This window comes from Eubacterium callanderi (assembly GCF_900142645.1).
Classification (GTDB): Bacteria; Bacillota; Clostridia; order Eubacteriales; family Eubacteriaceae; genus Eubacterium; species Eubacterium callanderi.
Map to the genome: position 1 here is coordinate 1 of NZ_FRBP01000010.1, position 12,560 is coordinate 12,560.

Here is a 12,560-nt window from a genome sequence, read left to right on the forward strand (position 1 = left end):
TTTTCTCCTCTTTTTATGTTCTTATATGCAAAAAACCCTGATGACCACATACACGTGTGTGTACGCGGCCTTCAGGGTTTTGATGGGTGACAGCCAGTGTCCCATTTTCTCTTCTTCCTATAACGCTTTTATGCTCCTGCGATCATGACGCCCACCCCCAAAAGGATGAGCAGGACGTCCAGCAGAAATGTGAGCATTGAAAACTTCTTAAACGCTCTTTTACAGTATAATTTATGAACCATTAACAGCCCGGCGGACACCAGCTCCGCCGCGCAAACCAGCCCGAGGTACAGATTGAGCACCGCGCTGCTGGATTCGATCACAAAGGATAGCGGATAGGTGATGAAAAACGCGCCGCAAAAGCTGAAGACCAGGATATAAAACGCGGTCCATTCCAGGCTTGGGCCCTTTTTTTCTGCTGTTTTTTGTTGGGCATTGATCCGGACCAGCCTTTCTTCTGATATTCTTGCAATCTCAGAATCCGGGGCTTTTTTCAGCAGTCTTTTATATAGGTGCCGGGCTTTTTTATAGTCTCCATGGCGCTCCAGTTTTTGGGCGTTTTCAAGGATATCTTCCAGTTGAAACATGTTTCCCTCCTCTTATTTAGTAAGAATCGTTCCGGTTCTCCGTCGGGTTTCCTTCTTTTACAATCTCAAAATACGTTTGCTGCTCCACGGGCTCAAGGACTCTTTTGCCTAAGGTATGAACATCGCTCTCATAGAGTTTTTCTTTCAGCCGCTGCACCTTGTCGAAATGGGCCGCGTTAATCCTGCCAATGGCGTCTTCCAGTTTTTCCAGATCATCATACTGAACCACCATTTCGTTTACTTCTTCTTTGATACGAACCACTCTCAACGTGCACTGCTTGCTGCCTTTCGGCTTTTCTCCGCCACAGAGCTCATTATACTTTTTAATGATTTTTGTGATACCATCCTGAAACTCAGGATAAAGGCGGATGTCGATGCCCTTTGCCATGGCCCGCCGCAGCCACTGGACATTGGTCAGCGGCATCCCCACATCGGCCAATGGCTTCATATCCAATCCTGCTTCAAGGCCAAGCCTGAGCTCTTTTGCCCTTGCGCCGCCCAGCGCTGGGTTGCGCAGCAGGGTGTCGTCCAGTCCCTCGGACTGAACCCGGAAAATCTCACTCAGCTGCGCGCCGCTATACGCTGGGTTGGCGGTGCCAAGTACATCGGCACCCACGCACAGCCCATAATTAATCGCGACATTCTGTTCTATATTGAACGTATACCCTTTTTCTTCCTTTAAAGTTTTTAATATTTTTTCCATGTCTGGATGTTCCTGCTTTGATACATATCTTCGACGCATTTTTTCACCTTTCCCAGATTGCGAACTTTTAATTATTTTTCATAGACCTTTTTGATGTCAATCCATTGATTAAACGCAAAGCGGACATTCTTTCCAACGTCTTTATTTCCAAACAAGGGCTGGACGTCGATACGCTCGAGGTACCAATCCGGCCCGACGCCGCTCATATCCGAACGCACCTGGATTTTTTTCACATTGCCAATGGCGTTCTCAAAGTTGACGGTAAAGGTATCGGTATCCCCACGTTCCAGGGCGTTGCCAGGAATAAGCGATGTGATCTCAACCTCGTTGGTTTGCCCTTTGTCCCCAATGAGACGGACATAAATGTCCGCGTCGGTTCCTTCTCCTTTGGGCCACCATGAAAGCTTACCCGTTTTTACGGTCATACGGTAACGGGTAATGGCATTTTGGTCTAAGCTATAAGTATGAGGGTTTTTGTTCACGATCCATTCCTTACAGTCAAACGTTTTTTCACCGTCCTGTGTCTGGTTGTTCCAGACAGGCACTACCTGAACACTGTCTAAGAACCAATCCGCGCCGACGCCGCTCATATCCGAACGCACCGTGATCTTTTGAATCTCCCCAACGTTTTGATCAAAACTGGCAACAACGGAATGGCTGGTTCCCTTTTCAAAGGCGTTTCCGTTATAAAGCCCACTGACTTCCACTTCATTGGTTTCGCCTTTGGTCCCTGTAAGCTTTACGTAAATATCCGAATCGGTACCGGCCCCTTTAACATTGCCGGTATTGATCTTCAGACGGTATTGGCTGCTGTCTTCAGCTGTATTACTAAAGCTTGTCCACGTGTCGTTTACAATCCACTGATGGATATCAAATTTTTTTGTCTGTGTTTCGGTGGTATTGTACATTGGTACGACCTCAATGGCATCCAGCAGCCAGTCGGCGCCGGCGCCTGAGCGGTCTGTCCGAACCTCGATGCGCTTAATCTTTCCAACATCCTGATTGAAATTAAAGACGCCGACATCGTATCCCTTTGTCTCAAAGGGGTTCCCGCGCGTGTTAAACTGGTTGGTCATGCCGTAATTCAGCAGCACCTCATCGGTTGTTCCCTGATCGCCAACCAGGCGAATATAGACATCCGAATCCGTTCCCGCGCCAAAGGCCGTACCGGTTTTTACCTTTATCTGGTACTGAATCCCTTCTCCAAGCACAACCCCCTCATGAAGCGTGGGATTAAAAACCGTTCCGGTTATTTTATAACGCCGGGCGTTTCCGTTGGCTTCTTTGTATTCCAATGTTTTAACCGGCTTCCAGGAGGATCCGGTGCTCACATAGAAATCCAGCCGTATGTCTTTGGCGTCAATGGGAATGCGAATATCCTGATTTTCACCAAGCGCGACATTGTTGGTTGTCTGGGTTTTCTGTTCGCCTTCTTTCGTAACATAGGTTACGTCCATTTTAGAAACCGTCCCGGATTTATTTTCTAAAAAGTAACTTTGTCCAGCCGTATAGGTGGTGATGGGCAGCGTATTGCCGCCAAACAATGCTGAAATGACGTCTGACCCAAGGGACCCGAGAATATTAAAATGCGCGTTACCCGGCGCCCGCCGTGTCGTATGCACCGAAAAACCTTCCGGACTGTCAACCGTCAAGGTCGCGCCATAGCGGAAATGACTTCCAAAAACAAGCATGTCATCATCATAGGCCTGCACATCTTTCCGCTTTAAAAATTCGACTTTTATCCCGTTGGGGTTGGAATGGACATCCACTTTATACAGTTCCAGACGGTCATCGAAATTGAGCCCGTCAAATCCATTGGTATCAATTAAATCCGTAATGCTCCCCTGCTGGGATGCTTCGCTGGCAAAGGCAACCAGATAAACCTGATTGTTAACATCGGTCACCAGGGCAATATTCTGGTTTTCTTTCAGATTCGGCCCATCATATTGCCGCTCAACCCAGTTAAAGCTCACACCGTCTTCAGGAATCACCGATTCAAAGCATTGGTTCCGCACACCGATCAGGATAAGCCTTTCGGTTCCATCCGCAGCGGTGTAATTGGTGGCCCCCACGCAGGCGCCCGTCATTGACGGACCCGTCTCTCTTGGCAGCATCACTGCTTCCTGGCCTTCTTTTAAAGGTCTCAAGTCAACCATCAAGATATAGGAATCCGGGTCACCGTGAAGTCCATTCATCATGATCAGCATATCGCCCACTACCTGCATGCCGGAGGTATGAAAGCTCTTTGTCTGAGGCGGCACTAAGGTTTGAACCATTCCTCCCTGATCGTAAATAAAAATTTTGCCCGGGCTGCCATCGCCGTTCACATTGATAATGGTATAATCGCCATAATAGCCCAGACCCTGGATGTGGTTTTTCGTGGTGGTGATCAAATCGCTTGGAAAGCCTGCGGCAGAGGGTTCGCGGGTTTTATAGCCGGCGGTTGAAAGCTGGTCAAAAGCTTGCTCGACGTTATTCAGACGAGGGTTTTCCAGTTCTTCCTTACTAAAAGGCGTAAAAGGCAATGTGGTTTCGGGTGCTTCAGAAACTTCGGGCTGCTCAGGCACCTTGTTCGGAACTGCGGGTGTGGGCGCTGCTTTTTTTTCAGAAAAAGTATAGGGGTCCTCCTTTGTTCCGGCGCCGCTCTGCTCCAGCCCCTCTGGATTGACCAGAATCCCAAACGCCAGTCCTTCGGGACGGGTGTCTGGGGCAGCAAAATGCTGGGATTCCAAGGCGCTCGACTTCATGACAGACGCCGCGCGTGCCGAGACCATTTTTTTTGTGCCCATGCCTTCATCCAACGGCTCAACGGCATTTTGCGCGATCTGCTGAGCATCAATAATATTGACCTGCGCATCGCCGTTCACATCGCCTCTCGCCTTTCGGGATGCTTCCATCTCCCCGCCTGCTGCGCAGCTGAGGGCAATCAGCTGGGCGTCTAAAATATCAACTTTCATATCCGCGTTCACATCGCCCAGAATCGCTTCTTCTGTTTCTTCTGGTTGATTCACTTTCGGAGGCTCAACACCTGGCGCAGGGGCTGGCTCCGGCGCTTCGGGTATCGCCACACTGGGCGCGGGGGCCGGCTCCGGCGCTTCGGGTGTCGCCACACTGGGCGCGGGGGCTGGCTCCGGCGCTTCGGGTATCGCCACACTGGGTACGGGGGCTGGCTCCGGCGCTTCTGGCGTCGCCACACTGGGCGCGGGGGCTTCTTCCAGGGCTTCTGGCGTCGCCACACTGGGCGCAGGAGCTTCTTCCAGTGCTTCTGGTATCGCTACGCTCGGTACAGGAGCCGCCTCCGGCGCTTCTGTTTTTTGCCCGGCTTTAAATTTCTCAAGGGCTTTTTGGACGTCCGCATCCAAAATTTCAACGGTATCGTCGTTTGGCAAAAACACTTTTACGGCTTTTGCCCCGCGGGCTTTTTGGGCATCCTCTGTGGTTTTCTTTTGGAGCGTTACCTTGTCTAAATGGGCTTTTTCAACCGCATTGAAGCTCTCTAAAAAATCCTGATTCAAAAACTGATACTGCGCTTCCGCGTCTTTTTCGATCAGTGCCTGATCCATTTCCAGCTTTTTATCAATGGCCGGATCGGTGCACAGGAGCAGACGTCCATCCACCTGTTCAACCACTTCCCACAGGTGGCCGCCGTAGGATACATAACGCTTTTCTTCTTTCGGGCCGTTTTCTTTCACCGTTACAGAGCCGGGTGTTTCTGCTGTGTTTTGAGTTTGAGCGAAAGCCGCGGTCTGGCTCAACACCAGACTGGCGGTAACGAGTACGCTGCAGATTTTCTTTAACATTTTCTAATCCTCCTGATTTTCTTTTAATCGTTCATTTTCAGCCGCGTTTCCTGCGGCACACATACAGCACATGATGGCCAATGCGGTCACAAAGCTGACCAGGCTTAACAGAAACGCCCCGATCCCCTCAAGGGAAACGTATACACCAAAAGCGCCCGCCAACAAAGTAAACTGTCCGGTTACAAGCCTGTACCTTCTGTTTTCACCTTTTCTTTTTAAATTTTGATGGATGGCCAGCCCAGCTCCGGCAAAGCCGGATGCCAGCATCCCCAGCAAACCATTTAGCATGACATACCTCTCTTTCCTGACGCCCTGGCCTTTTACAGAAGCCGATGCCGATGCTGCTTAAAGCGCATCGGCAGGCTTTTTTAGAATACAAATTTAAAACTGTTTTTCAGGATCTGCCAAATACAGCGCGATCTGCTGGGCGTCAATGATATCGACTTTTCCATCAAAGTTCACATCGCCGGCGGCTTTTTGGCGCTCGGACGGGGTTTCTCCAGCCGTAAGGAACAGCGCTATCTTTTGAGCGTCGATGATGTCGATGGTATCGTCACCGGTGAAGCTCCCAAGGAGGACATACTGAACCGCGGCCGCAATGGAGATGGTTGGATCTTCCGCCACATAGGCGGCTTTAAACTGTCCGCTTTCTTGATCATAGGTCAGCGGCAGGGCCTGGCCGTTAACGGTCATGACTGCCGGCACGTAGGATTTCCGTTCTCTGTTCCGGGTCAGGGTATAGGTGACGGTTTCTCCAGCCTCGGTGACGTGGTCTTTATCCGCTGTTACCGTGCAGCCGGTCACGCCTTCGGGCAATCCTTCCACCACGGCCTCCTCAACGGTCCCCCCTGCTTCGCCAATGGTCATGGTGGCCGTCATGGGGGCTGGTGCCAGGTGGTTATCGTCCACGGTGAAGGTGGCGGTCACCTTGTAGACGCCCGCTTCTTTTGGGGCTTCGGTGGTTTTCACGCCGTCCTTTTCATAGGTATAGCTCACGCCTGTAATCCCACAGCCCTCTGGATAGACGGCTTCCAGGCTGTGCGGTTTTCCATCTTCCGGGAATCTCGCACTTTCAAAGACTACGCCTTTAATTTCGGCTTTTTGAATGTTCGCGCTCACCTGCTCAACGCTTAAAATATAGTGGTCCGCGTCTTTACCCGAAAGCACAATGCCTTCCACCGTCACTTTTTTATGGTCGCCGGCGCTGGCGTCCTCAAAGGTTCCGGTGGCCTGCTCCCAGTCCACGGTATAGCTGCCAAAGCCTGGATCCCCGGTAAAGGTGGCCTGGCTGAAATCCAGCGCTGCGTCGGTGGTGCCATCGTATACCTTATCCTCAGCTTTCACACCTTTGATGACCAGCGGGCTTTTTTCGCTCACACGAATGGTCTTGCTCAGCGCTTTATCGCCGCCCGCATAGGCTGGCAGCGCCAATCTGGCGGTAAAAGTCTGGGTGGTTTCGGTGGTTCCGAAATCGCCGGGGACTTCCGGCGTCCAGACAAGGGGTTCGTCCCGGGTTTCCTTGACCACGCCGTCTTCGGAGGTGTAGGTGACCGCAAGGGTGTCGCTGAGCCCCAGCTCTTCTTTGGCATAGGGTTCCTCACGGACGGTCAGAGTGGTATCCGCAAAGGGTTCATAGACGGCGCTGACCGGTTTTACCGTTACATTCTGCAGGGTGAAAAACTGTCCGTCTCCGCCGACTGCCGCCACATAGGTGTAGCTTCCGCCTCTGGGGTTCCAGGCCGTGCCGGAGGGATTCCATTTGCGAATGGTTTCGGTTCCTCTGGTGCCGTTGTCATAGACCACGGCCACTTCCTTGGACAGGCTGTTCGCCAGACTTTCGGCGCTTTGGTTGCGGTCGTCATTGGCATACATTTCAATGGGCTCTGGTGATTCCACACGCACGGCCTGACGGTCATTAAACGTGACCTGTGAGACCAGCTGGCTGTCCTGGGCGGTGACGGTGTAAAAGCCGGTGCGCACCTTGCCAGTACCGGATAAAGGCACCTCGGTTTTGCTGTTAATGAGCAGCTTACCTGGCGTATGGTTGTCACAGCTCGTGATGGTGTAGTGGATGACGTCCCCGGTGCCCACTTCACTTTTTACTGTCATGGGGGCTCCCTGGGCATCGGTCATCTCGACCTTACATTCGCCGCCTTCACAGGGGGAGGTCTTGGCGATGATGGGCGCCACTGGGTTAAACTTTGTCCGGATGGTTAATCCCGCGCTGGCTTCGGACGCCTCTGTGTTGGCAGTGGCTTCCACACTGGCTTTAAAGCTGTAGGCCTTTCCAGACTCAAGGTTTTTGAAGACCGGGCTGTATTTATCCGCCGGATTATCCGTATAGGTTGTACCATTATCTTTTGAAATCTGGTAGACCACCTTGGCGCCGGCAGCCTTGGCGGCGCCTTCCAGGACAACGGGTTTCAGCGCAATGCTGTTCAGGCTGATGCTGTCCGCCTCTGGCGCTGCCGGAGCGGCCACGGCGGCTTTTACAATGACACCATTTTTATAGGTAGCGCCAAGGGCGTACCAGTCGGCGTCGGCGCCGGTCAGGGTCAGGCCTTCCACGGTATAGGTCAGGCCTGTGCCCACATTTGGTGTCTGGAAACGGATGGTGGCGGTCTCTGCGGACAACGCAACGTCTTTGTGTGCCGCATCAAGGCTGGCAGGATCCAGTTTAACCGGCACGTTTTCCAGGACGGCGCTGCCGTCGTAGGTTTTGGTAACATCGTCTGCCTGAATCTCCAGTTTTACCTGGGGTCTGGCGGTGATATCAAAATGCGCTGAGAGGACTTCGCTCGTGGCTGCGGTTGCCCATTGGGGCAGCTGCACACTGCCGGTGATGTCCACAGCGCCGGATGTTTTCCCAAAGTCCTCGGGCAGCTGCCATGTGATGGCCGTTGTTTTATCGGCCGGGTCCACGTAGCTGTCATAGCCGATGCTGGCTGTCATGGGCAGCCCTTCGCCTTCCAGATCGGCCAGGGTATAGCCCTGGGGCCGTTCCTTAAGGGTGATTTTACCCACAGTGGTTTCAACCGTGGCGTTCACAGGCTTCACGGTCACCGACTGGGTCACTTTGGTCTTTGGATGGTTTTTGAGGGTGCCTTCATAGGTCAGGTCCGCCCCCTTAAGCGCCCACGCTCCGCTTTTCAGCTTCCAGTTTTCCACCCGGTCGGTGCCTTCGGTTTCGTTGTCATACTGGAACTGAATGGTTTTGGGCAGGCTTTTCAAAAGTTCCTCTGGGCTCTGGTTGCGCGCATCGTTGGCGGCCATGGTAATCGGAGCGGCCGCGAAGTTTTCAACGGTTTTCGGGACAGCTTCCGCCGAGGCGGTCACGGTCGTATCGCCTGGATGGATGGTGTAGTCATAGTACCAGGTGCGTTTTTCATCGGCGGCTTTGCGCATGCCATCTGTCGTTGTCGAAAGCGCCAGTTCATTGCCTTTAAAGGTAAAGTGCATGGTATGGCTGTCGCAGTAGGTGATTTTGTAGGTGACCTTGGTTCCCGCGTCGGCCTCCAGCAGGTCATTGATTTTTTTGTTCTCGGCGTCGTAGAGCTCTACCTTACACGCCTGGCCGGCTGTGCAGTCGCCGTCAACGCTCAGAACCGGCGCCACGACGGCCACCTTGGTGGTGATGGTCGGGCTGGCAGCGGACGAAGCCGACGCTTCGGTATTGCCGGTGGCGCCCACACGGGCGTAAAAGGCGTAGGCCGTGCCGGGCTCCAGCCCGGTGAAAACCGGACTTTGCTGCCAGTTTACCTGATCCTTACTGTACTGTACTCTGGCCCCTGCCGCCACAGCGGTAGGATCGGTTATGTCTACCTCCTTCAGGGTCACACTGGTGGAGGTGGTTTTTTCGGCGTCCACTTCCGGCGCGGCCGGTGCGGTAATGCCGGTTGCCTTGGTAATCTTGCCTTTAATGTCACAGGCGCTCCAGTCAATGATGTAGTTCGCCGCGTTTGCACCGGTCAGGGCGTCGCCGGTCACCGTCACTTTTTTATCGGTGCCTACGTTGGCATTGTCGAATTCGGCGGTTAAATTTGCGTTTGTGTTAAATTCGACAGTATCACCCGGGGCAATCGTACCTGCCAATTGGGCGCCGTCTAAGACCAGGGTCGCCTCCGTTGTGCCGTCATAGGCCTTTGGCGTGACGGTAATGCCGGTCACGGTTAACTGTGTCGCGGTTTTTACGGTCGCGTCAACCGTTGTGCCTGCACTTGGCGCTGTGGCCCAGGCCGGCAGGGTGACGGTTCCGGCAAACGTCTTGCTGGTTTCCTTACTGCCCGTGGTGCCAAAATCGCCCGGTGTATTCGGATCCCAGCTCACCGGACAATCCATGGGGGCAACGCTATTGTCAAAGCTAACTTCAAAGGTGCTGCCCAGTCCCAGCTCTTCCATGGTGTAGGCCTTTTCACGGATGGCGATGGTCTTTTCTGGAATGGGGGGGATGGTAGCTGTCACTGCTTTGATCGTGACCGTTATTTCGGCTGTCTTGCTCTTATCACTGAACAGGGTGCCGGTATAGGTATAACTCTTCCCTTTAGCGTCCCAGTCTGGACTTCCACTCTTTTTAGCCCACTGCACAAGCTCCTGTCCCGTTACCCCATTGTCATACGTAACTTCAAGGGTCTGGGGCAGGCTCTGCTCCAGGGCCTGCTGACTGGCGTTAATTGGGTCGTTGGCTGTCGTGGTGATGGCGTCGGGGGCTGTAACGGTTTTAACCGCCCGTTTGTTAAAGGTTGCTTCGGCCTGGATGACCGTATCGTTCTCTGTAACGGTGTATTGCGCCGTATAGGTTGAAAGCCCCTTCTCATCCGGTTGGCCGCTCGCTGTCATCTGTACGGCCTGGCCGTTGATTTTCAGGCTGGTGTTTTCATCAACGCTGAAATTTTCAGACGGCTTCACTGTATAAGTGACCGTCTCGCCTTTGGCGGCGTGTTTGACATCGGCGGTGATGGTACATGCCGGGTCCTTTTTTCCAGCGCCTGCCTTGGTGGGCGCCGCAACCTGGGCGTTGGTTTTGGTGGATGTGGCTGTCTTTGTCGCCTCAGACGCGGCGTTATTGCTGGTTTCGGCGTAGCGGGCATAGAAGTCATACGCGGTGCCGGGTTTTAAGCCGGTAAAGGTGCCGCTTGTCTGCCAGATCGTGGGCTGCTGACCCGCTTCGGCGCTGGCGTATTCCAACAGATAGCCCTCAGCCGGATTTGTCACGCTGACGGCTGCGCTGGTATCGGTGACACTGTCGGATGCTACCGTCACCGCGTCCGGGGCTGTGACGTTGGTCTGCTTGGTGATGGTGGCGGTCATGCCGCTGAAATCCAGAACGTATTGATCCGCTTCTGGGCCAGTGATGCTCAGGTCGGAGACGCCTGCGATGGTGCGTTTGCCCACGTTGGGGCTGTCCAGATGGATCGTCGCACTGCCATCTTTTTTCAAGGCGTATCCTTGTAAGGTCGTTCCGTTCACCTTAAGGCTCATCTTGTCAATGTCATTTACATTCCAACTGGCAGTATCGGTTCCGTCATAGGGCTTATCATAGAAAACTAATCCACTCACCGTTACCGGAATACCAAAGGTAACTTCCCGGCTCAATGTTGGATCCGGAATCGTTGCCCATTCAGGAACGCTTACCGTACCCGTAAAAGTCGCGCGATCGGTCTGGTTTGCGCCAAAGCCGGACGGCACTGCCGGGCTCCACACAACCGGTACGGCTTTGTCGGTCTGGGTTTCAAAGCCGGTGCTGGTATAGGTCACCTCAATGCTGCTTATAAGCCCCAGCTCCTTGGCGGTATAGCCCCCGGTCTTCACTGGAAGCTTAATATCCCCGATCGGCTCAAAAGCGGCAACCACGGGCAGCACCTTAACATCCTGAGCCGCCCTGGCTTCGCCAACCTGGGCTTCATAGGTATAGTCGCCCCCCTTTATGTTCCAGGCGCTCTCCTTTTTCAGCTGCCAGGACGCATCTTCTTCTCCTTTTGTCTGGTTATCGTAGGTTACGCCCACTTTTTTAGGCAGGCTCTCCGCCAGGGCCTGGGCAGACTGGTTCGAAGGATCGTTTGCGTAGAGGGTTTTGGGCGCCTGGGCGTCAACGCCTTTTACGGCACGTTCATTAAAATGGGCCACGGCGTTAACGGTGGTATCCCCTTCTTTTACCGTGTATTGAAAGACCGCTGTTTTGGTCTCTGGATCTACCGCTGCGGTATCAAAGGCCCGTTCATCGCCGCCAATGGTCATACTTGGCGTATAGCCCTCCCCATAGGTGACGGTATAGGTAATGGTCTCGCCAAGATCGGCTTCTGTTTTGTCGGCTTTGACGGTATTGGCCAGATCGGACTGGCCCGGGCCGTCCTTGGTAGCTGGCGCCACCACGCTCTTGGTACGGATTTCCTGGGTGTTGGTGCCGGATTTAAAAGCATTTACGGTCGCCGCGGTGTAATCAATGAGGCTGTAAACCGTTCCGGGCTGCAGGCCTGTCACCTTCCCGCCCACAATGGTTTTTGGCGTGGTCTGGCCGCCGCCGGTATACTGGTAAACGCCCTGAGGGTTGGGCGTAAAGTGAAAACCGGTGGTGCTTCGGGTAATCTGGTCGGCCGGCACCGAGGTGGTGTTTTCGGGCCGGGCGTCAATGGCGTATGCCGCGGCAACCCCTGCCGGGATTTCCCCGTTCTTAGCGGCGCGCACATAAAGGTTTTTGCCAATAAAAGCAGAAATCGAAGCCCCGTTCGCCACCTGATCCCCATTAAAGTCCTTTTGCGTATTCATTTCATAGCCTGCGTTAATGGTAATGGTTTCCTCCGGATACGTTACCACCGCGCAGTTTTCTGGGTCTGCCGGCGCTGCCTGGAGGGTATAAATTGTACTGGCTGGGCTCATCCCCGTTCCCTGGTTATCGGCAGCGCAGACGAAATCATAGGATGTGCCTGCTGTCAGGCCGCTGATGGTGACGGTGTCGCCGCTTGCCTTGGTCCAGGTGTACTCGGATGGTGCTTTATTCGCTTCTGTATACGCGTAATATAACTCTGCTTCACTGTTCAGGGTGACCGTGGTGTCCGTACGGCTCGCAAGGGTTGGGGCGCTTTGCGCCGCCGTCTTTACAATGCCTTTTGCGGTCTGCTTTGCATCATCCCCCTTAAAAAGCTCGGTTCCCTGGATCTCCTGCGCCAATGCCGTCGCGCCGGTAGAGCTCAAGAGCATCACGCCGGACATGACGCCTGCCGCAACTTTTTGCGGTATTTCTTTTGTTCTCATTTTTTTCTTCATGGATGATTTCTCCTTTTACTGTCCAATCTCATATGCAATAAGGGCGGGCGCTCGTTTTGCTTTTCCAGATTGGCTGCAAAATCCAACGTCCGCCCAATTGTGTTAAATGCTTTTTGTCTTAGAATTTCGTGTTTTTTTGTGTGCTGAAAAGAAGATCGCGCTTCTTTCCGGTGTGCTTAAATGATTTGTGTGTGTAATAATTAAACGATG

5 protein-coding genes are annotated in these 12,560 nt (G+C 53.4%); all 5 read right to left on the reverse strand.

The features are described from left to right. Positions 1–128: 128 nt before the first annotated feature. Positions 129–587 (reverse strand): tetratricopeptide repeat protein, encoded by a 459-nt coding sequence (locus tag BUC22_RS14030; RefSeq protein ID WP_013378745.1) that lies wholly within the window; start codon positions 585–587, stop codon positions 129–131. 16 nt (positions 588–603) lie between these two features. Then, the gene (locus tag BUC22_RS14035; protein ID WP_041689802.1) at positions 604–1,290 is read right to left on the reverse strand and encodes a hypothetical protein; all 687 of its coding nucleotides are present in this window, start codon (positions 1,288–1,290) and stop codon (positions 604–606) included. 71 nt (positions 1,291–1,361) lie between these two features. After that, entirely contained in the window at positions 1,362–5,090 is a 3,729-nt protein-coding gene (locus BUC22_RS14040; RefSeq protein ID WP_013378743.1) for a PLAT/LH2 domain-containing protein, read from the reverse strand. 3 nt (positions 5,091–5,093) lie between these two features. After that, a complete protein-coding gene (locus BUC22_RS14045) occupies positions 5,094–5,378 on the reverse strand; it encodes a hypothetical protein (RefSeq protein WP_013378742.1) in 285 nt (94 codons plus the stop codon). Between the two features lie 93 nt (positions 5,379–5,471). Further along, positions 5,472–12,350 (reverse strand): YDG domain-containing protein, encoded by a 6,879-nt coding sequence (locus BUC22_RS14050; protein WP_013378741.1) that lies wholly within the window; start codon positions 12,348–12,350, stop codon positions 5,472–5,474. Between the last annotated feature and the right edge of the window lie 210 nt (positions 12,351–12,560).

What these genes read in the sequence shown, in the direction of transcription:
- BUC22_RS14045 (WP_013378742.1), bottom strand. Translation starts at nt 5,378, where the DNA reads ATGCTAAATGGTTTGCTGGGGATGCTGGCATCCGGCTTTGCCGGAGCT.
- BUC22_RS14035 (WP_041689802.1), bottom strand. Translation starts at nt 1,290, where the DNA reads ATGGAAAAAATATTAAAAACTTTAAAGGAAGAAAAAGGGTATACGTTC.
- BUC22_RS14040 (WP_013378743.1), bottom strand. Translation starts at nt 5,090, where the DNA reads ATGTTAAAGAAAATCTGCAGCGTACTCGTTACCGCCAGTCTGGTGTTG.
- BUC22_RS14050 (WP_013378741.1), bottom strand. Translation starts at nt 12,350, where the DNA reads ATGAAGAAAAAAATGAGAACAAAAGAAATACCGCAAAAAGTTGCGGCA.
- BUC22_RS14030 (WP_013378745.1), bottom strand. Translation starts at nt 587, where the DNA reads ATGTTTCAACTGGAAGATATCCTTGAAAACGCCCAAAAACTGGAGCGC.